Annotated in this window: 25 protein-coding genes and 1 pseudogene; 19 read left to right on the forward strand and 7 right to left on the reverse strand. The window is 72.4% G+C overall.

Translation table 11 applies throughout. The features are described from left to right. Positions 1–763 (forward strand): annotated as a pseudogene (locus G5C51_RS22125) (hypothetical protein); the annotation flags it as partial. A gap of 144 nt (positions 764–907) precedes the next feature. Further along, on the forward strand, positions 908–2,197 hold the full coding sequence (locus G5C51_RS22130) for an alpha/beta hydrolase (protein WP_165239900.1): 1,290 nt from the start codon (positions 908–910) through the stop codon (positions 2,195–2,197). Between the two features lie 12 nt (positions 2,198–2,209). Here the strand turns inward: G5C51_RS22130 and G5C51_RS22135 are convergent, their stop codons facing one another. Continuing rightward, complete coding sequence (locus tag G5C51_RS22135; RefSeq protein ID WP_420824840.1) at positions 2,210–2,851, reverse strand: class II aldolase/adducin family protein; 642 nt, start codon at positions 2,849–2,851, stop codon at positions 2,210–2,212. A gap of 189 nt (positions 2,852–3,040) precedes the next feature. Between G5C51_RS22135 and G5C51_RS22140 the strand changes: the two genes are divergently transcribed. Beyond that, entirely contained in the window at positions 3,041–4,237 is a 1,197-nt protein-coding gene (locus G5C51_RS22140) for an inorganic phosphate transporter (protein WP_165239902.1), read from the forward strand. Positions 4,238–4,272: 35 nt separating this feature from the next. Further along, positions 4,273–4,509, forward strand: a complete 237-nt coding sequence (locus G5C51_RS22145; RefSeq protein WP_165239903.1) for a hypothetical protein — start codon at positions 4,273–4,275, stop codon at positions 4,507–4,509. Positions 4,510–4,580: 71 nt separating this feature from the next. On the opposite strand, the gene G5C51_RS22150 is transcribed toward G5C51_RS22145, so the two are convergent. Both G5C51_RS22150 and G5C51_RS22155 read right to left on the reverse strand, forming a co-directional pair. Beyond that, positions 4,581–5,525, reverse strand: coding sequence for an SCO1860 family LAETG-anchored protein (locus tag G5C51_RS22150; RefSeq protein WP_165239904.1), 945 nt, complete (start codon positions 5,523–5,525; stop codon positions 4,581–4,583). A gap of 111 nt (positions 5,526–5,636) precedes the next feature. After that, on the reverse strand, positions 5,637–6,734 hold the full coding sequence (locus G5C51_RS22155; RefSeq protein ID WP_206314184.1) for an amidohydrolase family protein: 1,098 nt from the start codon (positions 6,732–6,734) through the stop codon (positions 5,637–5,639). Positions 6,735–7,055: 321 nt separating this feature from the next. Between G5C51_RS22155 and ectA the strand changes: the two genes are divergently transcribed. The 4 genes from ectA to thpD all read left to right on the forward strand — a co-directional run bounded on the left by ectA (position 7,056) and on the right by thpD (position 10,366). Continuing rightward, on the forward strand, positions 7,056–7,607 hold the full coding sequence (ectA, locus tag G5C51_RS22160) for a diaminobutyrate acetyltransferase (RefSeq protein WP_165239905.1): 552 nt from the start codon (positions 7,056–7,058) through the stop codon (positions 7,605–7,607). A gap of 68 nt (positions 7,608–7,675) precedes the next feature. Further along, the gene (gene ectB, locus G5C51_RS22165) at positions 7,676–8,938 is read left to right on the forward strand and encodes a diaminobutyrate--2-oxoglutarate transaminase (RefSeq protein ID WP_165239906.1); all 1,263 of its coding nucleotides are present in this window, start codon (positions 7,676–7,678) and stop codon (positions 8,936–8,938) included. A 129-nt stretch (positions 8,939–9,067) separates the two neighbouring features. Beyond that, the gene (locus G5C51_RS22170; RefSeq protein ID WP_165239907.1) at positions 9,068–9,466 is read left to right on the forward strand and encodes an ectoine synthase; all 399 of its coding nucleotides are present in this window, start codon (positions 9,068–9,070) and stop codon (positions 9,464–9,466) included. Between the two features lie 6 nt (positions 9,467–9,472). Then, positions 9,473–10,366 carry an ectoine hydroxylase gene (thpD, locus tag G5C51_RS22175; protein WP_165239908.1) on the forward strand — a complete coding sequence of 298 codons (894 nt, stop codon included), beginning with the start codon at positions 9,473–9,475 and terminating at the stop codon, positions 10,364–10,366. Between the two features lie 13 nt (positions 10,367–10,379). Here the strand turns inward: thpD and G5C51_RS22180 are convergent, their stop codons facing one another. The 3 genes from G5C51_RS22180 to G5C51_RS22190 are packed head-to-tail and all read right to left on the reverse strand — an operon-like array spanning position 10,380 to position 12,713. Continuing rightward, positions 10,380–11,441, reverse strand: a complete 1,062-nt coding sequence (locus G5C51_RS22180; RefSeq protein ID WP_165239909.1) for an aminotransferase class V-fold PLP-dependent enzyme — start codon at positions 11,439–11,441, stop codon at positions 10,380–10,382. A 24-nt stretch (positions 11,442–11,465) separates the two neighbouring features. Then, positions 11,466–12,167 carry a DsbA family oxidoreductase gene (locus G5C51_RS22185; protein WP_165239910.1) on the reverse strand — a complete coding sequence of 234 codons (702 nt, stop codon included), beginning with the start codon at positions 12,165–12,167 and terminating at the stop codon, positions 11,466–11,468. A 42-nt stretch (positions 12,168–12,209) separates the two neighbouring features. Further along, the gene (locus G5C51_RS22190) at positions 12,210–12,713 is read right to left on the reverse strand and encodes a GNAT family N-acetyltransferase (protein WP_240929848.1); all 504 of its coding nucleotides are present in this window, start codon (positions 12,711–12,713) and stop codon (positions 12,210–12,212) included. 45 nt (positions 12,714–12,758) lie between these two features. Between G5C51_RS22190 and G5C51_RS22195 the strand changes: the two genes are divergently transcribed. Next, the gene (locus tag G5C51_RS22195; protein ID WP_165239912.1) at positions 12,759–14,063 is read left to right on the forward strand and encodes an alpha/beta fold hydrolase; all 1,305 of its coding nucleotides are present in this window, start codon (positions 12,759–12,761) and stop codon (positions 14,061–14,063) included. Between the two features lie 9 nt (positions 14,064–14,072). Here G5C51_RS22195 and G5C51_RS22200 read toward each other — a convergent pair whose 3' ends face one another. Next, positions 14,073–14,687, reverse strand: coding sequence for a histidine phosphatase family protein (locus G5C51_RS22200; protein WP_338118255.1), 615 nt, complete (start codon positions 14,685–14,687; stop codon positions 14,073–14,075). Positions 14,688–14,766: 79 nt separating this feature from the next. On the opposite strand from G5C51_RS22200, the gene G5C51_RS44320 reads away from it, so the two are divergent. The 10 genes from G5C51_RS44320 to G5C51_RS22250 all read left to right on the forward strand — a co-directional run. Beyond that, positions 14,767–15,030 (forward strand): FAD-dependent oxidoreductase, encoded by a 264-nt coding sequence (locus G5C51_RS44320; protein WP_165239913.1) that lies wholly within the window; start codon positions 14,767–14,769, stop codon positions 15,028–15,030. Between the two features lie 148 nt (positions 15,031–15,178). Further along, the gene (locus G5C51_RS22210) at positions 15,179–15,583 is read left to right on the forward strand and encodes a hypothetical protein (RefSeq protein ID WP_165239914.1); all 405 of its coding nucleotides are present in this window, start codon (positions 15,179–15,181) and stop codon (positions 15,581–15,583) included. Positions 15,584–15,821: 238 nt separating this feature from the next. Next, the gene (locus G5C51_RS22215) at positions 15,822–16,046 is read left to right on the forward strand and encodes a CbtB domain-containing protein (protein WP_165239915.1); all 225 of its coding nucleotides are present in this window, start codon (positions 15,822–15,824) and stop codon (positions 16,044–16,046) included. Between the two features lie 22 nt (positions 16,047–16,068). Beyond that, complete coding sequence (locus G5C51_RS22220; protein WP_165239916.1) at positions 16,069–16,839, forward strand: CbtA family protein; 771 nt, start codon at positions 16,069–16,071, stop codon at positions 16,837–16,839. Beyond that, entirely contained in the window at positions 16,836–17,816 is a 981-nt protein-coding gene (locus tag G5C51_RS22225) for a cobalamin biosynthesis protein (RefSeq protein ID WP_165239917.1), read from the forward strand. Before G5C51_RS22220 ends, G5C51_RS22225 begins: the two co-directional genes overlap by 4 nt. Next, positions 17,813–19,318, forward strand: a complete 1,506-nt coding sequence (locus tag G5C51_RS22230; RefSeq protein ID WP_165239918.1) for a cobyric acid synthase — start codon at positions 17,813–17,815, stop codon at positions 19,316–19,318. Before G5C51_RS22225 ends, G5C51_RS22230 begins: the two co-directional genes overlap by 4 nt. Beyond that, positions 19,315–23,034, forward strand: a complete 3,720-nt coding sequence (gene cobN, locus G5C51_RS22235; protein ID WP_165239919.1) for a cobaltochelatase subunit CobN — start codon at positions 19,315–19,317, stop codon at positions 23,032–23,034. The genes G5C51_RS22230 and cobN overlap by 4 nt, the downstream gene beginning before the upstream one ends. Before the next feature lie 115 nt (positions 23,035–23,149). After that, positions 23,150–25,243 (forward strand): putative cobaltochelatase, encoded by a 2,094-nt coding sequence (locus G5C51_RS22240; RefSeq protein WP_206314188.1) that lies wholly within the window; start codon positions 23,150–23,152, stop codon positions 25,241–25,243. Then, on the forward strand, positions 25,243–25,851 hold the full coding sequence (gene cobO / locus G5C51_RS22245; RefSeq protein WP_165239921.1) for a cob(I)yrinic acid a,c-diamide adenosyltransferase: 609 nt from the start codon (positions 25,243–25,245) through the stop codon (positions 25,849–25,851). Before G5C51_RS22240 ends, cobO begins: the two co-directional genes overlap by 1 nt. Continuing rightward, positions 25,845–26,489, forward strand: a 645-nt coding sequence (locus G5C51_RS22250) for a cobyrinic acid a,c-diamide synthase CobB (protein ID WP_165239922.1), incomplete at its 3' end; no start/stop codon positions are given. The genes cobO and G5C51_RS22250, both read left to right, overlap by 7 nt.

Raw genomic sequence — 26,489 nt, forward strand, 5'->3', positions numbered from 1 at the left:
GCTGGGCGGTGGGGCCGCGGGGGCGGGCGATCGGCTTCCCGAGTTCCTGGACTGGACGCTGACGGCGCTGGCCGCCGTCGGGGCGCTCACCCTGGACGCGGATCGCCGTGAAGCGGCGCTCACCCCGCTGGGTCACTGGGCGGTGTGGACGAAGCTCGAGCAGATCTGCGTCGCCGCGCAGAGCCCTGCGGGCGGCAACATCGAGCAGCCGGCACCGGCGATGCTGCGCGGCTGCGCCGGCCTGTCCCCCGGCCCGGCCCGGGCCGAGTACCGCGCCTGGCTGGCCGCCCGGCCTACCGGCAGCGCGGTGACGGAGCTGCTGGAGGCGGCGCGGGGCGACGATGCGCTGGTCCGCGGCCTTGCCTTCGAGGCGCTGCGGGTGGTCGGGGCTCCGGCGGCGTCGGCGGTACGGGCCGCCTGCGACGAGGCGGTGCTGCGGCCGTATGCGGTGCTGTGGCTGGCGGAGCAGGAGGGCGCGGATCCGGAGTCCGCCCCGGAGGCGCTGACGCGGCGCGAGGCCACGTGGCTGTGGCTGGACACGGCTGCGGCGGTGGCGGATCACGGGGAGGCACCGCTGCTGGTGAGCCACCTGGACTCGGCGGTGCAGGGGAATGTGCCGGAGCTGCTGCGCGAGGTGCGGGAGGCGGGGCATCCGCGGACGGTGCAGGTGCTTGTCGCCTTGGCGGCGGCGCATCCGGATCCTGCGTTGGCCAAGGCGGTGCGGAGGGCGGCGTTTGAGGTGCATACGGGGGGTGGGGGGTAGACCGGTCCAGCCGGCCGACTCGGTCAAGCCGGTCATCGGGCGGACCGCCTGGCGGACGGCTTGGCGGACGGCTTGGCTATCGCGACTACGACGACCGCCCCCTGCACTGGCCGGAGCCGCCCAAGCCCCGGACAATGGAGGGCGATGCGCCCTATACGTGCGGCTTCGGTCGCCGCTGCCACCGCCCTGGGTGCCGCCGCAGCCGGCTGGCTCGGCGGCGGAGCCGCTGCGCATGCGCAGCCACCACCTCGACGACGCGGCTCCCGTAAGACCCTGGCCCCCGCCAGGCCCCGCCTCGTCTGGGAGACACCGGACCCGCCCCACCACCACCGCTCCCATGGCATCGGCGGCGCAGCCGCAGTCATCGGCGCGACCCTCCTCGGAGCCGCCGGCGTCGCCATCGCCGCAGGTCGCTACGGTGCCACCGCCGCCCTCGGCGGCAGCCGGCCCGCCGGGTTCGACGGCGCCGCCGTCACCGTGCTGGACGTATCCGACGACCGCATCACCCTCACCGGCACGGACGCCGCCGAGCTCCCCGGCACGTACGCCCTCGTCGGCCCGGACAGCGCCCGCGGCGTGGTCGGCCCTCCCATCGGCAGCACCGGCAACCCCCACACCATCCGCCACCTCGACCACGCCGACGGCCTCCGCCCCGGCACCCGGGTGCGGCTCACCCCCCAGCTCCACACCGGCACCCCCGGCACCCTCGGTCTCATCTACTCCGACGTCGAGATCCCGAGCGAAGCCGGCACCCTCCCCGCATGGTTCGTGCCCGCCCTGCGCAATACCTGGGTGATCACGGCGCACGGCCTCGGTGCCACCCGCGAGCAGGTGCTCAACGTCCTCCCCGCCCTGCACCGCACCGGCCTCCCCGTCCTCGCGCTCGGCTATCGCGGTGACCCGGGCGCGCCCGACGCCGTCGCCCGCTTCGGGCACGACGAGTGGCGCGACCTGGATGCGGCGGTGCGCTACGCCGTGGCGCAGGGGGCGCGGCACGTGATCCTTTACGGGTGGTCCACCGGCGCCACCATGGCGCTGTTCACCGCCGAGCGGTCGGCGCTCAAGCAGCACGTGTCCGGGCTGGTGCTGGACTCCCCCGTACTCGACTGGCGGGCCGCCGTGCGCACCCTCGCCGCCGAGCGCGGGCTGCCGCGGCCGCTGGTCCGGCTGGCCGAGCTGTCGGCCCAGGAGCGGACCGGGCTCGACGCGTACGACGAGCCGCCGCAGCCCGTCCTCCCGGCCGTGCCGACGCTCGTCATCCACGGGCCCGACGACACCGTCGCGCCCTGGGCCGGTTCGCAGGCGCTGGCGGCGAGCTCGCCCGACCTGGCGACGCTGCACCCGGTCGCCGACGGGCGGCACGCGGCGCTGTGGAATGTGGACCCGGCGGCGTACGAAGAAACGCTGCGGCGGTTCCTCACGCCCCTCCTGTGAGGGGGCCCGAGCTCAGCGCTGCCCGTACCCCTTCAGCTTCTCCCCCACCTCCGCCAGCTGCGCCTCCGACAGCAGCGACGGCTCCCCCGCCCCCGCCGACCTGGCCGTCAGCCAGACCTGGCACATCCACTCCAACTGCGCCGTCCTGTCGTACGCCGCCGCCAGGGTGTCGCCGTACACAATCGTCCCGTGGTTACGGAGCAGGCACCCGCTCCGGTCCTTCAGCGCCGCCCGCATCCCCTGCGCCAGCTCCTCCGTTCCGTAGAGCGCGTACGGCGCCACCCGCACCACCCCGCCCAGCGCCGCGGTCATGTAGTGGATCGGCGGGAGTTCATCCACCAACGTCGAGACGGCGGTCGCGTGGACCGCGTGCGTGTGCACCACGGCGCGCGCGGGCGTGCTCGCATAGATGGAGAGGTGCAACGGGAGCTCGCTCGTCGGCTTGAGCTTCCCGTTCACCTGGTGTCCTTCCAGGTTCACCGCGACCGGGTCGACCTGGTCCAGCTCCTCGTACGGCACGCCGCTCGGCGTGACCAGCACCCGATCGTCGCCGAACCGGGCCGAGACATTGCCCGATGTGCCCACGACCAGGCCGTCTGCCGTCATCCGTCGTGCCGTCGCCGCCAGCTCCAGCCATGCTTCGCGCAACGCGATCCCTCTTTCACTTCACGGTAGATTCATGTCACAGAGCTTCACTCGAGGCCCTCCGGAGGCGCACTTGAGGACCTCCGGCCCTTATTAGTCCGACGGTGTCATCACGCGGACCGGCCTAGTTCATCTTCCGTTCACCCTGGCTTCCTACGTTCCACTCGCCCCCTTACGTTCGAGTGGATTGCTGGGTACATGGAACACCTCACTCTCCTCATCGGAGTCGTGATCGTTACGGCTCTGGTGTTCGACTTCACGAACGGGTTCCACGACACGGCCAACGCGATGGCCACCACGATCTCCACCGGGGCTCTCAAGCCCAAGACAGCGGTGGCGATGTCCGCGGTTCTCAACCTCGTCGGTGCCTTCCTCTCGGTGGAAGTCGCCAAGACCATCTCCGGCGGCATCATCGACGAAGGGTCCGGCATCAAGCCCGAAGTGATCTTCGCGGGGCTCGTCGGCGCCATCGTCTGGAATCTGCTCACCTGGCTCGCCGGGCTCCCCTCCAGCTCCTCGCACGCGCTCTTCGGCGGCCTGATCGGCGCCACGCTGGTGTCGGTCGGCTGGAGCGGCATCCACGCGGACGCGATCGTCATGAAGGTCCTCATCCCGGCCATCGCCGCCCCGCTGGTGGCGGGCATCGCGGCCGCGGCGGCGACCCGGCTCACGTACCGGCTGGGCAAGAACCGCCGCTCCGAGGACACCGCCAAGGGCTACCGCGCCGGGCAGATCGCCTCCGGCGCCCTCGTCTCGCTCGCCCACGGCACCAACGACGCGCAGAAGACCATGGGTGTGATCACCCTGGCGCTGATCACCGGCGGCGTGGTCGCGCCCAACTCGGACCCGCCCATGTGGGTCATCGTCTCGGCCGCGGTCGCCATCGCGCTGGGTACGTACCTGGGCGGCTGGCGGATCATCCGCACCATGGGCAAGGGCCTCACCGACATCAAGCCCCCGCAGGGCTTCGCCGCGCAGACCAGCTCGGCGACGGTCATCCTCGCCTCCTCGCACCTGGGCTTCGCGCTCTCCACGACGCAGGTCTGCTCCGGCTCGATCATGGGCGCGGGCGTCGGCAAGAAGGGCGGCGTCGTGCACTGGTCGACGGCCTCCCGGATGGTCGCCGCCTGGGGCCTGACGCTGCCGGCCGCCGGTCTGGTCGCGGGCGCCGCGGCGTTCCTCGCCGGGCAGGGCGACTGGGGCGTCGTCGTGGTGGCCGTGCTCGGCATCGCCGCCTGCGCCGCGATCTGGGCGGCCTCGCGCCGTAACGCGGTGGACCACACCAACGTCAACGAGGTCGAGGGCGACGCCGACGCGGCGGTCGACCCGGTCACCATCCCGGCGCCCGCCGCGGCGCCGTCCGGCACGTCGGCCACCAGCCGGGCCACGGCCTGATCGCCGGCTGAACCGGCGCGAAAGGATTACCGAACATGAGCATCGAGTGGGCCGCACTGGGCGAGGTCTTCGGCGTCAGCCTCGTCGTCACCGTGGGCATCGTGGGCGTCTTCACGCTCGGCATCGTCGGCACGGCGCGCCGGACGGCGCCGGCGGGAGAGGGCGACGGCGAGTCGGTCGCACCGACGGGCGCCGCCCGCGCGGGGGCGACGGTGTGTTTCGCGGCGTGTGCCGCAGCGGTGGCGTACGGGATTTACCTGATCGTCGCCTAGGCAGTAATCAGGGCGCTGCCCCCGGTCCCGCGCGGGGACCGGGGGCAGCACTCTGCGGGCAGCGAAGACGCTCAGCGCCCCGCCCGCTTCCGGGCCAGCGCCAGGGAGCCGAGGCCCGCGCCGACGAGGATGGCCGCGCCGCCGATCAGATACGGGGTGCTGCTGTCGCCGCCGGTCTCCGCGAGGTTCTCGCCCGACTTGGCCGGTGCCGCGGCGCCCTGCGCTTTGACGTCCTTCTTCTCCACCGGAGCCGGCAGGGTCTTGCCCTTGTGCGACTTCGGCGCCGAGGGTGCCGTGCAGCTCGCCTCGACCAGGGCGACCTCGCCCTCCACCTCGGCCACGTTGAGCTTCAGCGGGTTGACCGACACCTTCAGCTTCAGCGCCGCCGCCGTGGCGTCCCGGTCGGTCGTGTGGGTCTGGGAGAAGCCGAGTGAGACCTCGCCGACGCCGGGCACCGTCACCTTGGCGGGCGCGCCGCCCGCCGTGACGTTGAGCTTCTTGCCGAGGATGCGCACCGGGCCGACCAGCTTGGAGTCCGCCACCGGCTTCTCGCCCGCGGCGCACACCGCCGTGGACGTGACCGCCCCGACCTCGATCAGCGACAGCGCCGGCAGCCCGGGCACATGCACCTTGGCGTGCGCGAGGCGGGACATCGCCTCCGCCTTGTGCTTGTCGGCGGACGCCTTCGCGGTGGCCACGTCGGCGCCGAGCATCCGGAAGGGCTGGCCCTTGTCGACGCCGTCCAGGCTGAGGGTCAGCGCGGTCTTCTCGGCGACTTTGGGCGCCTGCACCTCGTTGAGCGTGGCGCGCAGCGGGACGTTGACCGTCTTGTTCAGCAGGGATACGTCGAGCTGGCTGCGGAGCACCGCGGCGGCGGCGCGGCCGTCGCCCGAGTCCGAAGTGCCGTCGCCGTTCGCCGCGTGGGCAAGGACAGGGGCCGAGGCGCCGATGAGCGCGGTGGCGGCGAGGGTGGTGAGGGTGCGACGGGCCGTAAGGGCGACGGCGGTGCTGTTCAAGGCGGGACCTCTCGAACGTCAGCTGGTCAATGACCCCGCCATGTTTACGCACTTAGGGTGACGCCGTGACAACTCAGAGTCCATTCACCCCATCGGGTGGTTTTGGACCCTTCAGCCAACTACCTTCCCGCGCAGCACAATTCGCCTCGGTGCTCCCAGAACTCGCACGTCATCCCGGGGATCCGCCTCGTAGACGACGAGGTCCGCGGAGACTCCCTCGTCAATTCCCGGACGCCCGAGCCACTCTCGTGCGCCCCACGAGGCGGCGTTGAGCGCCGCTCGCGCCGGGAGTCCGGCGGCCACCAGTTCGGCAACTTCCTGTGCCACCAGGCCGTGTGCCAGGCCGCCGCCGGCGTCGGTGCCCGCGTATACGGGGATCCCGGCCTCGTACGCCGACCGCACGGTCTCGTACCGGCGCTCGTGCAGCCGCCGCATGTGGTCCGCCCAGCGCGGGAACTTGGCCTCCCCGCCAGCCGCGATCGCCGGGAAGGTGGCGATGTTGACCAGCGTCGGGACGATGGCGACGCCGCGCTCGGTGAAGAGCGGGATCAAGTCGTCGGTGAGGCCTGTCGCATGCTCGACGCAGTCGATGCCCGCCTCCACCAGCGGGGCGAGGGACTCCTCGGCGAAGCAGTGCGCGGTCACCCGGGCGCCGTGCCGGTGCGCCTCGGCGATGGCGTCCTGGACCGCGCCGGAGGGCCAGCAGGCGGACAGGTCACCGGTGTTGCGGTCCAGCCAGTCGCCGACCAGCTTCACCCAGCCGTCGCCGCGGCGCGCCTCCTGCCTGACGTACGCCACCAGGTCGGCCGGCTCGATCTCGTGCGCGTAGTTGCGGATATAGCGCTTGGTACGGGCGATGTGCCGGCCCGCGCGGATGATCCGCGGCAGGTCCTCGCGGTCGTCGATCCAGCGGGTGTCGGCGGGCGAGCCGGCGTCGCGCAGCAGCAGGGCGCCGATGTCGCGTTCGGTCAGCGCCTGCTTCTCGCTGGTGGCCTCGTCCACGGCGCCGTGCGCGTCGAGCCCGACGTGGCAGTGGACGTCGACCAGGCCGGGCAGCGCCCAGCCCTCGATCTCGGTGACGTCGTGGTCGCCGGTCGGGCGGCTGAAGGTGATCCGGCCGTCCAGCACCCACAGCTCGTCGCGTACGTCGTCGTCCCCCGGGCCGGTCAGCACCCGGCCCCGTACGTGCAGCACCGCGCCATCGCTCATGGGGGCAGCCTAGGGTGCGGGGGGCCTTGCCCGACGGGGTGGGGGCGCGCAATCGTCACGCGGAGTGAATTGGCGGCGCATTTTAGTAAGGAATTCAGGGTGCATTCCGCCATTTTTCTTCTGCCCCGTTTTCCCGGACCTAAACACTAAGATTCTGCATCCAATTCAGAATGTGTGACCCACTCCACAGGACGTCCGTTTCGTCCCGTAATACCCGGACAGAACGGACAGATCGTCGCCTGCGCCATAACACAAGCAGGCGATGAGCGTAAGACCTTCGAGACGTGCGTTTTGCATTTCTCCTCGGTAAATTTAATCCGCATGACTGCCGCACAAGCAGACCTAGCAGGACCGACGAAGAACAATTCGGAAAGCACGGAGGAGCCGGCACTCGACACGCCCCGGGTGGAAGACGGAGCCGCGATCTGGCGGATCGCCCGCGACTCCAAGACCCTGGATCTGAACTCCTCCTACAGCTACCTGCTGTGGTGTCGTGACTTCGCGGCAACCTCCATCGTGGCCCGCGGCGCGGGCGGTGAGCCGGTCGGCTTCGTCACCGGCTACATACGCCCCGACCGCCCGGACACGCTCATGATCTGGCAGGTGGCGGTCGACGCCTCCCAGCGGGGCCGCGGCCTCGCCGGCAAGCTGCTCGACGGCCTGGACGCCAAGGTGCGCGCCGCGCACGGCGTCTCCCGTCTTGAGACCACCATCACGCCGGACAACACCGCGTCCGACCGGCTCTTCCGCTCCTTCGCCCGCCGCCACGGCGCCGGCGTCGACCGCGAGGTGCTCTTCCCCGGGGAGGTCTTCCCCGAGGGCGGCGAGCACGAGCCGGAGCTGCTCTACACCATTGGCCCGCTGACGGACTGACCAACCGACAAGCCATCCGAAGCCAACCCCCCACTTCACCCTCTTCTGTGAAACAGGAGCGATTCGCCGTGACCATCACCCAGCCCGACCTGAGCGTCTTCGAGACCCTGGAGTCGGAGGTGCGCAGCTACTGCCGCGGCTGGCCCACGGTCTTCGACCGGGCTCAGGGCAGCTATCTGTACGACGAGGACGGCCACACCTACCTCGACTTCTTCGCCGGCGCCGGTTCCCTGAACTACGGCCACAACAACCCGGTGCTGAAACGCGCGCTGATCGACTACATCGAGCGCGACGGCATCACCCACGGCCTCGACATGGGCACCACCGCCAAGCGGGCCTTCCTGGAGACCTTCCAGGACGTGATCCTGCGGCCGCGTGACCTGCCGTACAAGGTCATGTTCCCCGGCCCGACGGGCACCAACGCCGTCGAGGCCGCGCTGAAGCTGGCCCGGAAGGTCAAGGGCCGCGAGTCCGTCGTCTCCTTCACCAACGCCTTCCACGGCATGTCGCTCGGCTCCCTGGCCGTCACCGGCAACGCCTTCAAGCGCGCGGGCGCCGGCATCCCGCTGGTGCACGGCACCCCGATGCCGTTCGACAACTACCTCGACGGGCAGACCCCGGACTTCATCTGGTTCGAGCGGCTGCTGGAGGACTCCGGCTCCGGCCTCAACCAGCCGGCGGCCGTCATCGTCGAGACCATCCAGGGCGAGGGCGGCATCAACGTCGCCAGCGCCGAGTGGCTGCGCAAGCTCGCCGACGTCTGCAAGCGCTGGGACATGCTGCTGATCGTCGACGACATCCAGATGGGCTGCGGCCGCACCGGCGGGTTCTTCTCCTTCGAGGAGGCGGGCATCACGCCGGACATCGTCACCCTGTCGAAGTCCATCAGCGGCTACGGCCTGCCGATGTCGCTGACGCTCTTCAAGCCGGAGCTGGACGTCTGGGAGCCGGGCGAGCACAACGGCACGTTCCGCGGCAACAACCCCGCCTTCGTGACCGCGACCGCGACCCTGGACACGTACTGGGCCGACGGGCAGATGGAGAAGCAGACCATCGAGCGCGGCAACCAGATCGAGGCCGCGCTGCGCACCATCTGCGCCGAGCACTCCGGTGCCAGCTACCGCGGCCGGGGCATGGCCTGGGGCATCGAGTTCGAGGACAAGTCCCGCGCCAACAAGATCGCCCGCCGCGCCTTCGACCTCGGTCTCATCATCGAGACCTCGGGCCCCGAGAGCGAGGTCGTCAAGCTCCTGCCGGCGCTGACCACCACGCCCGACGAGCTCGACGAGGGCCTGCGGACGCTGGCCAGGGCCATCCGCGAGACGGCCTGACCGCCGGTAAACAGAAGACTTTCGGGGCCGGTTCCGCAGGACAGCGGCGGAAACCGGCCCCCGGAAGGGCGCACGCCGCGCTTCACGTGCGGCGTGTTGCCATATACAAAGAGAAAGGCACAAGTCACCGTGATCGTCCGATCGTTCAAGGACATCGAGGGTACGGACCGGCACGTCAAGGCCGCGTCCGGAACCTGGGAGAGCAAGCGACTCGTTCTCGCGAAGGAGAAGGTCGGCTTCTCCCTGCACGAGACGACCCTTTATGCGGGTACCGAGACCTCTATGTGGTACGCCAACCACATCGAGGCCGTCGTCTGCATCGAGGGCGAGGCAGAGCTCACCAACGACGAGACCGGAGAGAAGCACACCATCACGCCCGGCGTGATGTATCTGCTCAACGGGCACGAGAAGCACACGATGCGGATCAAGGAAGACTTCCGCTGCCTGTGCGTCTTCAACCCGCCGGTCACAGGGCGCGAGGACCACGACGAGAACGGCGTATACCCGCTGCTGACCGAGGAGGACTGAACCACCATGCCCACGGCCACCGTGACAGATCTCTATCCGACACGTGGCGCAACCGAGGTGAACACCCCCCGCCAGGACCCGGTCGTCTGGTCCGGGCCCGACGCGGAGGGACCGATCCACCCGTGGGAGCTGGAGGCGTACGAGCGCAACGGCTTCATGGCGATGGACCAGCTCATCACCCCGGACGAGGTCGACCTGTACAAGGGCGAACTCGACCGACTAGTCCGCGACCCGGCGATCCGCGCTGACGAGCGCTCGATCGTCGAGAAGCACAGCCAGGATGTGCGCACCGTCTTCGAGGTGCACAAGATCAGTGAGGTGTTCGCGGCCCTGGTCCGCGACGAGCGAGTGCTGGAGCGGGCCCGGCAGATCCTGGGCTCCGACGTCTACGTCCACCAGTCCCGGATCAACGTCAAGCCCGGCTTCGGCGCCACCGGTTTCTACTGGCACTCGGACTTCGAGACCTGGCACGCGGAGGACGGGCTGCCGAACATGCGCACCGTCTCGGTCTCGATCGCGCTCACCGAGAACTACGAGACCAACGGCGGCCTCATGATCATGCCGGGGTCGCACAAAACATTCCTCGGGTGTGCGGGGGAAACTCCGAGGGACAACTACAAGAAGTCGCTGCAGATGCAGGACGCGGGCACGCCGTCCGACGAGGCGCTGATGAAGATGGCGGATGCGCACGGCATCAAGCTCTTCACCGGCGCGCCGGGCTCGGCGACCTGGTTCGACTGCAACGCGATGCACGGCTCCGGCGACAACATCACGCCGTACCCGCGGAGCAATGTCTTCATCGTGTTCAACAGCGTGGAGAACACCGCGGTGGAGCCGTTCGCGGCGCCGATCCGGCGCCCCGAGTTCATCGGGGCGCGGGACTTCACGCCGGTGAAGTGACGCTCCTGAGCGCCTAGTCCGAGCGGGCGTCGGCCAGCACCTCGAGGGTGCGGTCGGCGTCCGCTTCGGTGTTGTAGAGGTGGAAGGCGATCCGCAGGCCGCCGCGGGCGGAGGCCACGATCCCGGCCTCGCTCAGGTACGGCACCAGGTCGGCGCGGCCGGGGAGGCCGACGATCGCGGAGCCGGGCGCGGGGGCGGGCTCGTATCCGAGGTCTACGAGGCCGGCGCGGAAGCGGTCCGCGAGGGCGGTGTTGTGGGCGCCGACGCGCTCCGGGCCGCCGAGCTCCTCGATGAGCGCGAAGGCGTGCTGCCCGGCGATGTACGGCAGGAACGGCGGGCTCTGGTCGTAGCGGCGGGCGGTGGCCGACAGCTCGCTCACTCCCCCGGCGACGCTCCCCATCGGGTCGGCGGCGGCCATCCAGCTCGGGAAGAGCGGCCGCAGCCACTCGCGGGCCGCGTCGGAGGCGGTGAGATACGAGCCGCCGCGCGGGTGCATCAGCCACTTGTACGCGCCGCACACGGTGACGTCGAAGCCGCTCGCGACCGGCGGCCGCCAGCCGACGCCCTGGGTGGTGTCGATGAGGGTGCGGGCACCGTGCGTACGGGCCGCCTCCCGGATCGCACCGAGGTCGGCGAGCCGGCCGGTGTCGAACTGCACGGAGCTGACCGCCACCAGGTCCGTACCGGGACGCACCTCGTCGGCGATCCGGTCCGCGGGGACGCTGCGCACGCGCAGGTCGGGCCGTATCGAGAATGGCGTGACCAGCGAGCTGAAGTCGCCGTCGGCGAGCAGCACTTCGGCGCCGGCGGGCAGTGCCTCGGCGACGATCCCGACATGGATCGACACCGAACTCCCCACCGACACCCACTCCTCGGGCACGCCCTCGATCCGCGCGAAGCCGCGCCGCGCGGCGGCGACGGCCTCGTGCTGGGAGGACCCGAGCGGCCGATCCCCGGTGAGCGCGTCGATGCCCTCGCGGAGGGCGGCGGCGGCCCGGGCCGGGAGCAGGCCGGTGGCGGCGGTGTCGAGGTGCGTGACCTTGGGAGCGAACTCAGCGCTGATCAGGGCATCCATGCGGATGCACTTTACGGTCCTGCGCTACTTGGGCACCTCGCAGGCCCCGTCCGCGCAGGCGTCCCCGTCGTCGGCGACGACCTGCAGCGGCGACGACTCGGCGGCGGCCTGCCGCAGCGCCTGCGTGAAGACCTCGGCGGGCTGGCCGCCGGAGACGCCGTACTTCCGGTCGATCACGAAGAACGGCACCGCGCTGATGCCGAGCTCCGCCGCCTCGCGCTCGTCGGCGCGGACGTCGTCGGCGTAGGCGGCCGGGTCGTCGAGCACCTTGCGCGCCTCGGCGGCGTCGAGGCCTGCGTCGGCGGCGATACGGGCCAGGGTGTCCGGGTCGCCGAGGTTCTCGGCGTCGGCGAAGTTCGCCGCGTAGAACGCGTCCAGCAGCTCGGCGTGCCGCCCGTTCGCCTTGGCGAGGTGCAGCAGCCGGTGCATGTCGAAGGTGCTGCCGCCGCGGCGGCCGGTGCGATAGCCGAGCCCTTCCGACCGGGCGTTCTCCGCGACCCGCTCCTCCATACCGGCGGCCTGCTCGAGGCTGACCCCGTACTTCCGGGCGAGCATGTCGGTCACCAGCTCATCCCCGATCGGCTCGGCCTTCGGGTCGAGCTCGAAGGACCGGTGCACCACCTCGACGCCGTCCCGGCCGGCGAAGGCGGCCAGGCCCTTCTCGAAGCGGGCTTTTCCGATATAGCACCAGGGGCAGGCGATATCGCTCCAGATTTCTACGCGCATGGCTGCGGCAACCGCGGCGCGGAAACGGATATTCCCTCCGCCTCAGCTCAGCGGCTTCCGCAGCAGCGTGCACACCGTCTCGTACCGCCGCACCGAGCCGTCCGCCTCCTCCTGGTCCCACGCCGCGGGCTCGCTCCCGTACGGCTCGTAGCCCAGCCGCTCGTAGAGCGCCCGCGCCCGCGGATTCGTGTCCTCGACGCCGAGCACCGCCCAGCCGCGGCCCCGGGCGCGGGCCCGGTCCTCCAGGGCCTGGACCAGGAGGGTGCCGAGGCCGCAGGACCGCAGCGCCGGGTGCACGGACAGCTGCCACAGGGTGCCCGCGTCCGCGCGCGGCGCGAAGTCCACGCCGCCGACGGCGATCGGGAGGCCGGACGGCGGGCACAGCGCGAGGTAGTCGGCCTCGCCCGCCGCGGCCCGGTCGAGGGCATGGCCGATGTGCTTCACATGCAGCGCGGAACCCGACCAGCCGCACGCCGGGAGGTCGGCACGGCGCAGGTCGCGGATCGTGACGGGCACCTGGACGGACGTAAGCGAAGGCTGATCCATGGTCCGCATCATGCCGCCCGAAGCGGCCGCGGCTACGGTGAAGGCATGTCAGCGACCGTGATCCGGCAGCCCGGCCTGGTCCTCCGCGACCACACCTTCGACGTCCCGCTTGACTACGACGCGCCCGCGGGCGAGCGGATCCAGCTCTACGCGCGGGAGGCCGTCGCCGCCGGGCGGGAGCGGGACGAGCTGCCGTGGCTGCTGTTCCTGCAGGGCGGGCCCGGCGTGGCGGCGCAGCGGCCGGCGGGGGCGTCGGGGTGGCTGCGGCGGGCGCTGAAGGATTACCGGGTGCTGCTGCTCGATCAGCGCGGCACCGGCCGCTCCACCCCGCTGAACAGGCAGACGCTGCCGCAGCGCGGCACGCCGGAGGTACAGGCGGAGTATCTGTCGCACTTCCGGGCGGACACGATCGTGCGGGATGCCGAGGCGCTGCGGAAGCGGGTGGCCGGGCCGAGCGGCAGCTGGTCGGTGCTCGGGCAGAGCTTCGGCGGCTTCTGCGTCATGACCTATCTGTCGTACGCGCCGCAGCACGTCCGCGAGGCCTTCGTCACCGGCGGGCTGCCGGGGCTGCGGTCCACGGCGGAGCATGTGTACCGGGCGGCGTATCCGCGGGTCGAGGCGAAGAACGAGGCCCACTACGCCCGCTACCCGGACGACGAGGCCGCCGCCCGCCGCATCGCCGCCCACCTGCGCGAGCAGGACGTGGCACTGCCGAACGGGGCGCGGCTGACGGTCGAGGCGTTCCAGTCGCTGGGTCTGATGCTCGGCTCCGCGACGGGCTCGCACGAGCTGCACTATCTGCTGGAGAGCGCCTGGATCCCGGGCACCCACGAGCTCTCCGACGCCTTCCTCGCGGAGGTCGCCCGCCGTATCTCCCTCGCCGCGCATCCGCTGTACGCGCTGCTGCAGGAGTCGATCTATGCCCAGCGCTCGGCCGGCAACGAGCCCACGGCGTGGGCGGCGCAGCGGGTGCGGGCGGAGTACCCGCAGTTCGACTGGCCGGGCGGCGCCGACGACCCGTTCCTCTTCACCGGCGAGATGTTCTACCCCTGGCACTTCGAGCAGGACCCGGTCCTGCGCCCCTTGCGCCAGGCGGCCCACCTCGTCGCCGAGCGCAAGGACTGGCCCGACCTCTACGACCCGCACCGGCTGGCGGCGAACCGGGTGCCGGTGTACGCGGCGGTCTACCACGACGACATGTACGTCGACCGGACCGACTCCCTGGCGACGGCGGACGCGGTGCCGGGCACGCGGGTGTGGGTCACGAACGAGTGGGAGCACGACGGGCTGCGGGTGAGCGACGGGGCGGTGCTGGACCGGCTGCTGCGGATGGCGCGCGGCGAGGTGTAGCCCTCGGGGCTACGCGGTGAGCGGCCGGCCGCAGCGCAGGTTCCAGCGGCCTGCCCGGCCGGAGAGCTCCGTCGCCGTCAGCGGTGGGACGTCCAGGCGCCAGAAGACCTCGGGCGGGAGCTGGAGGGCGTGCACCAGCGCTGCCCGGATCACCGCGACTTCGGCGACGGCGATCGTCCGGCCGCCCTCCGCACCGGCGCCGTGGGCGCCGTCCGTGCCGTCGGGCCGGCCGTCGGCACCGTCGAGCCAGCCGCCGACGCGGGTGAGCAGGGCGTGCAGCGACTCCCCGCCGTGCGGGGCCGCGTCCGGGTCGGCCAGCCAGGCCGTGACCGCCTCGGGTTCGGCGGCGCTCACCTCGTCGAGCGTCCGCCCCCGCCACCGGCCCATGTCCCAGTCGGCCAGCCGGTCGTCGGCCGCGGCCGCAAGCCCCAGACCGGCCGCCGTCTCCCGGCACCGCGGCGATGGCCCGGTCAGCGCGCGGCGCGCCGCCGGCGCCCGTACGCCCGCGAGCGCGCGTCGCCCCGCCTCGTCCAGCGGCCCGTCCGCGCCGAAGGCGGCGGCGCGCAACTCCACGCCGGCCGCCGGGGCGAGCAGGGTCAGCCGCACCGTTCCCGTTCCTGTCACAACGGGGACGCTACCTCTTGCCCCGCACCGGGCCGCGGCCCAAGCTGGCGCCCATTCGGGACAACGGGGGAGCTACCACATGCCCGAGATCAATGACGTACTTGTGCTCGGTGCCGGAATGGCCGGGCTGAGCGCCGCGATGCTGCTCGCCCGCGACGGGCACCGGGTGACGGTGCTGGAGCGGGACCCGGCGCCGCCGCACGGCGGGGCGCCACCGCCGGGATGCTCGCCGCGATCGGCGCGGAGCCACCGCCGGAGGAGCGGGAGGACAGCGGATTCGTCTATTACGGGCGGCACTTCCGGGCCCGCGAAGGCGACGGGCTGCCGGAGCTCAAAGCCATGAACCTGCAGCAGCACGACAGCCTGTCGACGCTGGTGCTGCCCTGTGACTCGGCCACCTGGGCGCTGGTGCTGATCACCTCCGCCCGCGACCGGCGGCTGCGCGGACTGCGCGAACCGGCCGGTGGCCGCCGGCCTGGTGGCGATCGGCGATGCCTGGGCGTGCACCAACCCCACGCTCGGGCGCGGCGGGCGGGTTCGGGGTGGCGGGGCCGCGGTCGGAGGAGTTCGCGTACGGCTTCCACGAGGCGACCGAGGCGGGGCTCGGCGGTCGCTACTGGGCCACGCGCACGCAAGACCGCCACCGCCTGGCGGAGCTCGACGCCGACATCGACGGCCGCCCGTACGAAACCGCGGATCCGGCCTGGCTCATGGGGAAGGGGCTGAGCGCCGCCGCCCTGAAGGACCCGGAGTTGCTGCGGGTGCGGGTGGCGATGGCGGCGGTGCTGACCACGGCGCGGGAGGCGTTCGCCGACGAAGCCCTGCGCGGGCGGGTGTTGGCGGCGGGCGGAGGCCGCGGAAAGCCGGTGAGATCAAGATCACCCGTATCGGTGTGACCGCCGCTTTGCCGTCTCCCACCTGCGTAAACAGCCACTTTGGCCGAGAGGCCGTCTTGGCCGGTGCGGGCGCCGAAGGGTATCGTCATCGCGACCCGACGACGGCGCACTGGAAGCCCGGTGAGACTCCGGCACGGCCGCGCCACTGTGAGACCGCCCCGCGGGGCGGAGAGTCAGACCCGCTCCGTCGTCATGTGCTCCACCGAACGGGACGCGTGAATCCCGGGGAGGTTTCATCATGGCTCAGTCCTTTGCGCCCGAGGCTGCTTCTGCGCAGCCGCAGGCGATCGCTCCAGTCTCACTCAAGACGCTCGCCCCGTGGGCGGCGTTCTTCGGCATCCTGATGCTCGTCCTGCTGTATTTCGTCGGCGCCGAACAGGGCGCCACCTCGGTGTTCTCCGGTACCAACGTGCACGAATGGGTGCACGACGGCCGGCACCTCCTCGGCTTCCCCTGCCACTGACCGGCGGGGGAACTTCGCGCTCATGAACTCCATAGCTGTACGAGGCATGCTCGTACGCGGAATGCTCGCCGGCCTGCTGGCGGGCGGCTTCGCGCTGCTGGTGTCGTACTTCCTCGGCGAGCCCGCGGTGGATGCCGCGATCGCTTTCGAGGAGCACCACGCCGGCGCGCACGAGCACGGTGAAGAAGCACTCGTCACCCGCACCATGCAGGCGACTGCGGGGCTCGCGACGGGCGTGCTCATCTACGGCGTCGCGATCGGCGGCATCGCCGCGCTGGTGATCTGCTACGGGCTGGGGCGGATGGGCCGCCTCGGCCCGCGCGCCGTCAGCGCGTTGATCTCCGGCGCGGCGCTGGTGTGCGTGTACGTGGTGCCGTTCCTGAAATACCCGGCCAACCCGCCGGCGGTCGGCGACCCCGAGACGATCGGGCGGCGGACGGCGCTGTACTTCCTGCTGGTCGTGCTGGCCGTGATCCTGTGCGTCGCGGCGGTGCTGGCCGGGAAGGCGCTGGCGCCGCGGATCGGGGGGTGGTGGGCCTCGGTCGCGGGTGGCGTCGGGTTTGTGCTGGCGCTGTGGCTCGCTTTCGTGCTGATGCCGGGGTCCGGTATTGACGCCGGGCACTTCCCCGCCGATGTGCTGTGGGAGTTCCGGGTCGCGACGCTGGCGGTGCATGTGACGCTGTGGACCGCTTTCGGGCTGGTCTTCGGTGAGCTGGCGGAGCGCTTGCTGGCGCCGGGCGGGCGGCGTGCAGACGCCGGCCGTGGTGCGGTTGGGGCGGCCGCCGTCCAATGAGAGTCAGTCCATACGCGGTGGGCGCGGTGGGCGGTTACGTGGTGGATCTGGTGGTCGGCGACCCGGCGGGGCCGGGGCATCCGGTGGCCGTGTTCGGCCGGGCGGCTGCCGCTGTTGAGCGACGGCTGTGGCGGGATCGGCGCGATGCCGGAGCGCTTTACGCTGCGCTGTGCGTGGGGGGTGCGGTGGGTGCGACCGGGCTTGCCGCCAAGGCCGCGGCCCCTGGGCGTCAGCTTCGGCGCCGGCAGCCGCGTCCGCGCGCCGTCGCGCCGGCAGCGCTGGCGGCCGGTGTCACCTGGTCCGTGCTGGGCGGTGCCTCCCTTCGCCGGGAGGCGCTGCGTATCGCGGACGCCCTCGCCGCCGACGACATCGCCCGCGCCCGCGAGCTGTTGCCGCGATTGTGCGGCCGCGATCCGCAGGCGCTCTCCGCGCAGGAGATCGCGCGGGCGGTGGTGGAGTCCGTGGCCGAGAACACCTCGGACGCTGTCGTGGGGGCTCTTGTGTGGGGCGCCGTGGCCGGTGTTCCCGGGCTGGCCGGGTTCCGGGCCGTGAACACGCTCGACGCCATGGTCGGTCACCGGTCGCCGCGGTACGCCCGGTTCGGGTGGGCCGCCGCCCGGCTCGATGACGTGGTCGGGTGGCCGGGATCGCGGCTCACCGCGCTGCTGGCCGTGGCCGCCGGGGCCGATCCGCGCGGCGCCCGCCGCGCCTGGCGGCGGGACGGCGGGGCACACCCGAGTCCCAACGCCGGTCCGGTGGAAGCCGCGTTCGCGGGCGCGCTGGGCGTGCGGCTCGGTGGGCCGCTGGCGTACGGCGGGCGGGCGGAGGCGCGGCCCGTGCTCAATCACGGCGGGCGGGCGGTGGATGTCTGCGACATCGGCCGGGCCGTCGCGCTCTCGCGTCGGGTCTGCCATCTGGCTCTCGTCGCCACCGTCGCCGCTCATACGTTGCTCCACCACCGAAAGGTCCCCCGATGAACGGCCTGCTCGTCGCCGGCACCACCTCCGATGCCGGCAAGAGCGTCGTGACCGCCGGCATCTGCCGGTGGCTGGCCCGTAAGGGCGTGAAGGTGGCGCCCTTCAAGGCGCAGAACATGTCCTTGAACTCGTATGTCACCCGGGAAGGCGCCGAGATCGGCCGGGCCCAGGCCATGCAGGCCGCGGCGGCGCGGGTCGAGCCCAGTGCGCTGATGAATCCGGTGCTGCTGAAGCCGGGCAGCGACCGGAGCAGCCAGGTCGTGGTGATGGGGCGGCCGGTGGGCGAGTTGAGCGCGCGCGGCTATCACGAGGGCGGGCGGCAGGCGTCGTTGCTGCCGGTGGTGACCGAGGCGCTGGCGGAGCTGCGGGCCTCGTACGACGCGGTGATCTGTGAGGGGGCCGGGAGTCCGGCGGAGATCAATCTGCGGCACAACGACATCGTGAACATGGGGCTGGCGCGGGCTGCCGGGCTGCCGGTGGTCGTGGTCGGCGACATCGACCGCGGCGGTGTCTTCGCCTCCTTCTTCGGTACGACGGCGCTGCTGGCGGCGGAGGATCAGGCGCTGGTGGCCGGGTATCTCGTGAACAAGTTCCGGGGAGATGTGTCGCTGCTCGAGCCGGGCCTCGAGCAGCTGCGGGCGCTGACCGGGCGGCCTGCGCTGGGCGTCCTGCCGTACGCGCACGGGCTCGGGATCGACGAGGAGGACGGGCTGCGGGTGTCTCTGCGGGGGGCGGTGCGGGAGAGCGTCGTCGCGCCGCCGCACGGGGCGGATGTGCTGCGGGTCGCGGTGGCGGCGGTGCCGCTGATGTCGAACTTCACGGATGTCGATGCGCTGGCTGCCGAGCCAGGGGTCGTGGTGCGATTCGTCGACCGGGCGGAGGAGTTGGCCGACGCCGATCTGGTGGTGCTGCCCGGGACGCGGGGCACCGTGCGGGCGCTGGCGTGGCTGCGGGAGCGGGGGCTCGCGCAGGCCATCGCGCGGCGGGCCGCCGAGGGCCGGCCCGTGCTCGGCATCTGCGGCGGCTTCCAGGTGCTGGCCGAGCGGATCGAGGATGAGGTCGAGTCGCGGGCGGGCGCGGTGGACGGGCTCGGGCTGCTGCCGGTGCGGGTGCGGTTCGCCGTCGAGAAGACCCTCGCCCGGCCGGTCGGCGAGGCGCTGGGCGAGGCCGTCGAGGGTTACGAGATCCATCACGGAGTCGCGGATGTGCGGGGCGGCGAGCCCTTCCTGGACGGCTGCCGGGTCGGCTCCGTATGGGGCACCCACTGGCACGGCTCCCTGGAGAGCGACGGCTTCCGCCGGGCGTTCCTGCGACGGGTGGCGGCGGACGCGGGCCGGGCGTTCGTACCGGCCCCGGACACCAGCTTCGGAGCGCTCCGGGAGGACCAACTGGACCGCCTGGGCGACCTGATCGAACAGCACGCGGACACAAAGGCGCTACTGCGCCTGATCGAGCGGGGAGCGCCTGCGGGGCTGCCCTTTATCGCACCGGGAGCACCATGAGCACCGTCCTGCTGCTGTCGACGGCAGACACCGACCTCCTCGCCGCCCGCGCCTCGGGCGCCGACTACCGGATCGCCAACCCCGCGCGGGTCGACGCGGCGACCGAGCTCCCTGGGCTCCTCGACGGCGCCGACCTCGTGGTCGTCCGGCTGCTGGGCGGCAAGCGGGCCTGGGAGGACGGCATTGCTGCTGTCAGGGCGAGCCGTATCCCTGCCGTCCTTCTCGGCGGGGAATCCGTGCCCGATGCCGAGCTGATGGCCGAGTCCACCGTTCCCGCGGGGGTCGTCGCCGAGGCGCTCAAGTACCTCGTCGAGGGCGGGCCGGAGAATCTTGCCGAGCTGACGCGCTTTCTGTCCGACACCGTGCTGCTCACCGGGCACGGCTTCGCCGGGCCGCGGTCGATGCCGCAGTACGGGGTGCACGGGTCGTACGGGCGGATCGAGGGGCGGCCGACCGTCGGGGTGCTGTTCTACCGCGCGCACGAGCTCTCCGGGAACACCGGCTTTGTCGACGTGCTGTGCGATGCCGTCGAGGCGGCCGGGGCCAACGCCCTTCCCGTGTACTGCGGTTCGCTGCGCGGTGCGGAGCCGGGGCTGTACGAGCTGCTCGGGCAGGCGGACACGCTCGTCGCCACCGTGCTCGCCTCCGGCGGGACGCGGGCGAGCGATGCCTCGGCCGGCGGGGACGACGAGACGTGGGATGTGGGTGCGCTCGCCGAGCTCGACGTGCCCGTGCTGCAGGGGCTGTGTCTCACCTCCTCGCGGGCCGCGTGGGAGGCGTCCGATGCCGCGCTGTCGCCGATGGATGCGGCGATGCAGGTGGCGATTCCGGAGTTCGACGGGCGGATCGTCACCGTGCCGTTCTCCTTCAAGGAGGAGGGTCCTGACGGCGTTCCGGTGTACGTCGCCGACGCCGGGCGCGCGGCGCGGGTGGCGGGGATCGCCGTACGGCACGCGCGGCTGCGGCAGAAGCCGAACGCCGATAAGCGGGTGGGGCTGGTCTTCACCGCGTATCCGACGAAGCACTCCCGGGTCGGGAACGCGGTCGGGCTCGACACCCCGGCCTCGGCGGTGCGGGTGCTGGACGCGCTGCGGGCGGCCGGGTACCAGGTGAGCGATTACCCGGACAACGGCGACGACCTCATCCATGAGCTCATCGCCGCCGGCGGGCACGACGTGGAGTGGCTGACCGAGGAGCAGTTGGCGGCGGCGCCCGCGCGGGTGCCGCTGGCGGAGTACGAGAAGTGGTTCGCGGGGCTCGAGCCGTCGCTGCGGGACGGCATTCGCGAACACTGGGGCGAGCCGCCGGGTTCGCTGTACGTCGACGGTGACGACATCGTGCTGGCGGCGCTGCGGTTCGGGAATGTCATCGTGATGATCCAGCCGCCGCGCGGCTTCGGCGAGAACCCGATCGCCATCTACCACGACCCCGACATGCCGCCGTCGCACCACTACCTGGCGGCGTATCGGTGGCTGGAGAACTCCTTCGGCGCCGACGCGATCGTGCACATGGGCAAGCACGGCACGATGGAGTGGCTGCCCGGCAAGGGCCTGGGCCTGTCGGCCGAGTGCGCGCCGGACGCGGTGCTCGGCGATCTGCCGCTGGTGTACCCCTTCATCGTCAACGACCCGGGCGAGGGCACGCAGGCCAAGCGGCGCGGGCACGCCACGGTGGTGGACCACCTGGTGCCGCCGATGGCGCGGGCGGACTCGTACGGGGATCTGGCGAAGCTGGAGCAGCTGCTGGACGAGTACGCGCTCGTGTCGGACCTGGACCCGGCGAAGGCGCCGGCGGTGCGCAGCCAGATCTGGACGCTCGTACGGGCGGCCGAGCTACATCACGACCTGCATGTGGACGAGCAGCCGGACGACGATGCGTTCGACGAGTTCGTCATGCACATCGACGGGTGGCTGTGCGAGATCAAGGATGTGCAGATCCGGGACGGGCTGCATGTGCTGGGCGCGGGTCCTGAGGGTGAGCCGCGGGTGAATCTGGCGCTGGCGGTGCTGCGGTCCGCGCAGATGTGGGGCGGGGTCGGCGGTGCCTTGCCCGGGCTGCGGGCGGCGCTGGCGGAGCACTTCGGCCTGAACGAGGCGGAGTTGCTCTCCGAGCCGGGCGCGAAGGTCGCCGTCCCGGCGGGGCTCAAGGCTGTGGGCGTGCGTTCCGCCGGGGCGGAACAGGCGGGCGCAGCCGGACCGGCGGACGGCGACGCGGCCGGTGCCGAGCGGCAGCCCGCCGCCCGTACCGCCTCGGATGCCATCGATCTGCTGGAGACCGCGGCGCGCCGCCTCGCCGAAGCGATGGAGGCGCGGGGCTGGGACGCGGCCTCCGCCGCGCCGGTCGTGCAGGCCGTCCTCGGCGAGCCCCTGCCGGAGGCAGTCCGCGTGCTGGAATTCGCGTGCACTGAGGTCGTGCCGCGGCTCGCCCGTACGACCGACGAGGTCACCAACATCCTGCACGCCCTCGACGGCGGCTACATCCCCGCGGGCCCCTCCGGGTCGCCGACGCGCGGGCTGGTCAACGTCCTCCCGACCGGGCGCAACTTCTACTCCGTCGACCCCAAGGCGATCCCCTCCCAGCTCTCCTGGGACGTCGGCAGCGCGCTCGCCGACTCGCTGCTGGCCCGGCACCTCGCCGACAACGGCGCGTATCCGAAGTCCGTCGGCCTCACGGTCTGGGGCACCTCCTGCATGCGCACGCAGGGCGACGACATCGCCGAGATCCTCGCGCTGCTGGGCTGCCGCCCGGTGTGGGACGAGGCGTCGCGGCGCGTGACGGGCTTCGCGATCGTGCCGGCCGACGAGCTCGGCCGGCCCCGGATCGACGTCACCGTCCGCATCTCCGGCTTCTTCCGGGACGCGTTCCCGCATGTGGTCGGCCTGATCGACGACGCCGTACGGGCCGTGGCGGAGCTGGACGAGCCGCCCGAGACCAACTACGTCCGCGCGCACGCGGATGAGGACGAGGCCGCGCACGGCGACCGCCGCCGCGCCACGTCCCGCATCTTCGGCTCGAAGCCGGGCGCGTACGGGGCGGGCCTGCTGCCGCTCATCGACGCCCGCAACTGGCGCTCCGACGCCGACCTGGCGGAGGTGTACGCCGTGTGGGGCGGCTACGCGTACGGGCGCGGGCTCGAAGGCCGCCCGGCGCGCGGCGACATGGAGGCGGCCTTCCGCCGCATCCAGGTGGCGGCGAAGAACGTGGACACGCGCGAGCACGACATCGCGGACGCCGACGACTACTTCCAGTACCACGGCGGCATGGTGGCGATGGTCCGCCACCTCACCGGGGACAACCCGGAGGCGTACGTGGGCGATTCGGCCGTACCTGAGCAGGTGAAGACGCGCACGCTGGGCGAGGAGACGCACCGCGTCTTCCGCGCCCGGGTGGTCAACCCGCGCTGGATGGCGGCGATGCGCCGGCACGGCTACAAGGGCGCCTTCGAGATGGCGGCGACCGTCGACTACCTCTTCGGCTACGACGCGACGGCCGGCGTGGTCGACGACTGGATGTACGAGAAGCTCGCGGCCGAGTACGTCTTCGACGAGACGAACCAGGACTTCATGAAGAAGTCGAACCCGTGGGCCCTGCGCGGCATGACCGAGCGCCTGCTGGAGGCGGCGGACCGCGGCCTGTGGTCCGAGCCGGACGATACGACGCTGGCGCGGCTGCGCGAGACGTACCTGGAGCTCGAGGGCGACCTGGAGGAGCAGTGAGAGAGCGCAGCGAACGAACCAACAAGAGGTGCGAGCTGTGGTCACAGCCCGCCGAGCGAAGCGAGGCTGCGCTGTGAGCACGACAACCCCCTACCCCTTCACCGCCATTGTCGGCATGGCGGAGCTGCGCCTCGGGCTGCTGTTGAACGCGGTGTCCCCGGCGGTCGGCGGCGTCCTCGTCCGCGGCGAGAAGGGCACGGCGAAGTCCACCGCGGTACGGGCCCTGACGGCGCTGCTGCCGGAGGTGGCCGTGGTGCCCGGCTGCCGGTTCGCCTGCGACCCGGCGGCGCCGGACGCGGGCTGCCCGGACGGGCCGCACGAGGCCGGCGGCCTCGGCGAGTCGCGCGCCACGCGGATGGCGGAGCTGCCGGTGGGCGCGACGGAGGACCGGCTGACGGGCGCGCTCGACATCGAACGCGCGCTGTCGGAGGGCGTGAAGGCCTTCGAGCCGGGCCTGCTCGCGGACGCGCATCGCGGCGTGCTGTACGTCGACGAGGTCAACCTGCTCCACGACCACCTGGTCGACCTGCTGCTCGACGCCGCCGCGATGGGCGCCAACTACGTCGAGCGGGAAGGCGTCTCGGTCCGGCACGCGGCCCGTTTCCTCCTGGTCGGCACGATGAACCCGGAAGAGGGCGAACTCCGCCCCCAGCTCCTGGACCGCTTCGGCCTGACGGTCGAGGTCGCGGCCTCGCGCGAGCCGGACGAGCGGGTGGAGGTCGTACGGCGGCGCCTCGCCTACGACGCGGACCCGGCGGGCTTCGCGGCGCGCTGGGCTGCGGAGGAGACGGCAGTACGGGAGCGGATCGCGGCGGCTCGCGCCCTGCTGCCGCAGGTGTCGCTCGGCGACGCGGCGCTGCGGCAGATCGCGGCTACGTGTGCGGCCTTCGAGGTGGACGGCATGCGGGCGGACATCGTCATGGCCCGTACGGCGACGGCGCTGGCGGCGTGGTCGGGGCGGAGGGACGTGGTGGCGGAGGACGTGCGGCAGGCGGCACTGCTGGCGCTGCCGCATCGGCGGCGGCGGAACCCCTTTGACGCCCCGGGGTTGGACGAGCAGAAGCTGGACGAGACACTGCGGCAGCATGCCGGGGAGGATGAGGACCCGGATCCGGACGGTGGGCCGGGGGGCGGAGGGCAACCGGACGACGGCGGTCCCGACGGGGGCTCGCCTGGTGCGGCGTCCGACGACTCCGCCGAGCCTGCGGCAGATCAGGCCGCCGAGCCTGCGCCAGACCAGTCCGCTGAGCCTGCGGCAGACCAATCCGCCGAGCCTGCGGCAGACCAATCCGCCGAGCCTGCGGGCGATCGGGCCGCCCGAGGGGCGGCTCCCGTCCCACAGAGAGGCGAACCGCAGGACGGCGATGCGACCGGCCCCGAGACCAAGTCCCCCGCCACCCCGACGGACCCCTACCGAACCAAGCGCCTCGAGGTCCCCGGCACGGGCGAGGGCGCGGCCGGCCGTCGTTCAAGGGCCCGTACCACCGACGGCCGCACCACCGGGGCCCGCAGGCCCCAAGGCACGCTCGGCAAGCTCCACCTAGCAGCCACCCTCCAAGCCGCGGCCCCCCACCAGCACGCTCGCGGCCGCCGCGGCAGCGGTCTGCGCCTCCGCCGCGACGACCTCCGCGAAGCGGTCCGCGAAGGCCGCGAGTCCAATCTCGTCCTCTTCGCGGTCGACGCCTCCGGCTCCATGGCCGCGCGGCAGCGCATGAGCGCGGTGAAGGGCGCCGTGCTGTCGCTGCTCCTCGACGCGTATCAGCGCCGCGACAAGGTCGGCCTGATCACCTTCCGCGGCGCGGAAGCGGACCTGGCCCTCCCGCCCACGTCCTCCGTGGACACGGCGGCGGCGCGCCTGGAACGCCTCCCCACCGGCGGCCGCACCCCCCTCGCCGCGGGCCTGCTCAAGGCCCGCGACGTGCTGCGGATCGAGCGCCTGCGCGACCCCGCCCGCCGCGCACTGCTGGTCGTCGTCACCGACGGCCGGGCGACCGGCGGCCCGGAGCCCGTCGTACGGGCCACCCGTTCGGCGCGCCTGCTGGCCGCGGACGGCGTCGCCTCGGTAGTCCTCGACTGCGAGTCGGGCCCGGTACGGCTCGGTCTGGCCGCAGAGCTGGCGGGGGCGCTGGGCGCGGAGGCGATCGCGCCGGACGAGTTGCGCGCGGACGCGGTGTCCGGGCTGGTACGAGACGTGCGGAGGGCCGCGTAATGCCGCAGGGTCAACCCGCCGTCGTCCCCGACGACGGCCTCACGACGCGGCAGCGCCGCAACCGTCCGCTGCTGGTGGTCCACACCGGCACCGGAAAGGGCAAGTCGACGGCCGCCTTCGGGCTCGCGCTGCGGGCCTGGAATCAGGGGTGGCCGATCGGGGTGTTCCAGTTCGTGAAGTCCGCGAAGTGGAAGGTCGGCGAGGAGCGGGCGCTGCGCGTGCTCGGCGCGTCCGGCGAGGGCGGCAGCGTGGACTGGCACAAGATGGGCGAGGGCTGGTCGTGGATCCAGCGGGATCCGAAGGACGGCGAGCTGTCGAACGAGGAGAAGGCCCGCGAGGGCTGGGAGCAGGTCAAGCGCGACCTGGCCGCGGAGACGTATCAGCTGTACGTGCTGGACGAGTTCGCGTACCCGATGCACTGGGGCTGGGTGGACACGGACGAGGTGATCGACGTGCTCGCGAAGCGTCCCGGGACGCAGCATGTGGTGATCACCGGCCGCAACGCGCCGCCGGCGCTGCTCGACGCGGCCGACCTGGTGACGGAGATGGGCAAGGTCAAGCACCCGATGGACACCGGTCAGAAGGGCCAGCGGGGCATCGAATGGTGACCTCGCCCCCTCGTCTCGTCATCGCCGCCCCGGCCTCCGGCAGCGGCAAGACGACCGTGGCCACGGGCCTGATGGCGGCGTTCGCCGAGTCGGGCCTGGCCGTGTCGCCGCACAAGGTGGGCCCCGACTACATCGACCCCGGCTATCACGCGCTGGCGACGGGACGTCCTGGCCGGAACCTCGACCCGTATCTGTGCGGCGAGGAGCTCGTCGCACCGCTGTTCCTGCACGGGGCGGCGGGCGCGGATGTGGCCGTCGTCGAGGGCGTGATGGGCCTGTACGACGGCGCGGGCGCGAGCGAGCTCGCGTCGACGGCGCATGTCGCGAAGCTGCTGCGGGCGCCGGTGGTGCTGGTCGTGGACGCCTCGTCGCAGTCGCGGTCGGTGGCGGCGCTGGTGCATGGCTTCGCGTCGTGGGACGCGGGAGTGCGGGTGGCGGGGGTGATCCTGAACCGGGTCGGGTCGGACCGGCATGAGGAGCTGCTGCGGGAGGCGTTGGACGGGGCGGGAGTTGAGGTGCTGGGCGCCTTGCGGCGGACTGCTTCCCTGTCCGTCCCGTCGCGGCACCTGGGGCTGGTGCCGGCCGCCGAGCGGCGGGCCGAGGCCGTGGGGTGGGTGAAGGAGCTCGCGGGGCGGGTG

Origin of the sequence: Streptomyces coryli (assembly GCF_011044975.1) — a bacterium.
Lineage (GTDB): Bacteria > Actinomycetota > Actinomycetes > Streptomycetales > Streptomycetaceae > Streptomyces > Streptomyces coryli.

What these genes read in the sequence shown, in the direction of transcription:
- G5C51_RS22180 (WP_165239909.1), bottom strand. Translation starts at nt 11,441, where the DNA reads ATGGATGCCCTGATCAGCGCTGAGTTCGCTCCCAAGGTCACGCACCTC.
- G5C51_RS44320 (WP_165239913.1), top strand. Translation starts at nt 14,767, where the DNA reads ATGCCCGAGATCAATGACGTACTTGTGCTCGGTGCCGGAATGGCCGGG.
- thpD (WP_165239908.1), top strand. Translation starts at nt 9,473, where the DNA reads ATGCCCACGGCCACCGTGACAGATCTCTATCCGACACGTGGCGCAACC.
- G5C51_RS22240 (WP_206314188.1), top strand. Translation starts at nt 23,150, where the DNA reads ATGGCGGAGCTGCGCCTCGGGCTGCTGTTGAACGCGGTGTCCCCGGCG.
- G5C51_RS22220 (WP_165239916.1), top strand. Translation starts at nt 16,069, where the DNA reads ATGAACTCCATAGCTGTACGAGGCATGCTCGTACGCGGAATGCTCGCC.
- G5C51_RS22155 (WP_206314184.1), bottom strand. Translation starts at nt 6,734, where the DNA reads ATGAGCGATGGCGCGGTGCTGCACGTACGGGGCCGGGTGCTGACCGGC.
- cobO (WP_165239921.1), top strand. Translation starts at nt 25,243, where the DNA reads ATGCCGCAGGGTCAACCCGCCGTCGTCCCCGACGACGGCCTCACGACG.
- G5C51_RS22215 (WP_165239915.1), top strand. Translation starts at nt 15,822, where the DNA reads ATGGCTCAGTCCTTTGCGCCCGAGGCTGCTTCTGCGCAGCCGCAGGCG.
- G5C51_RS22185 (WP_165239910.1), bottom strand. Translation starts at nt 12,167, where the DNA reads ATGCGCGTAGAAATCTGGAGCGATATCGCCTGCCCCTGGTGCTATATC.
- G5C51_RS22140 (WP_165239902.1), top strand. Translation starts at nt 3,041, where the DNA reads ATGGAACACCTCACTCTCCTCATCGGAGTCGTGATCGTTACGGCTCTG.
- G5C51_RS22225 (WP_165239917.1), top strand. Translation starts at nt 16,836, where the DNA reads ATGAGAGTCAGTCCATACGCGGTGGGCGCGGTGGGCGGTTACGTGGTG.
- G5C51_RS22190 (WP_240929848.1), bottom strand. Translation starts at nt 12,713, where the DNA reads ATGGATCAGCCTTCGCTTACGTCCGTCCAGGTGCCCGTCACGATCCGC.
- cobN (WP_165239919.1), top strand. Translation starts at nt 19,315, where the DNA reads ATGAGCACCGTCCTGCTGCTGTCGACGGCAGACACCGACCTCCTCGCC.
- ectA (WP_165239905.1), top strand. Translation starts at nt 7,056, where the DNA reads ATGACTGCCGCACAAGCAGACCTAGCAGGACCGACGAAGAACAATTCG.
- G5C51_RS22230 (WP_165239918.1), top strand. Translation starts at nt 17,813, where the DNA reads ATGAACGGCCTGCTCGTCGCCGGCACCACCTCCGATGCCGGCAAGAGC.
- G5C51_RS22145 (WP_165239903.1), top strand. Translation starts at nt 4,273, where the DNA reads ATGAGCATCGAGTGGGCCGCACTGGGCGAGGTCTTCGGCGTCAGCCTC.
- G5C51_RS22195 (WP_165239912.1), top strand. Translation starts at nt 12,759, where the DNA reads ATGTCAGCGACCGTGATCCGGCAGCCCGGCCTGGTCCTCCGCGACCAC.
- G5C51_RS22130 (WP_165239900.1), top strand. Translation starts at nt 908, where the DNA reads ATGCGCCCTATACGTGCGGCTTCGGTCGCCGCTGCCACCGCCCTGGGT.
- G5C51_RS22210 (WP_165239914.1), top strand. Translation starts at nt 15,179, where the DNA reads ATGCCTGGGCGTGCACCAACCCCACGCTCGGGCGCGGCGGGCGGGTTC.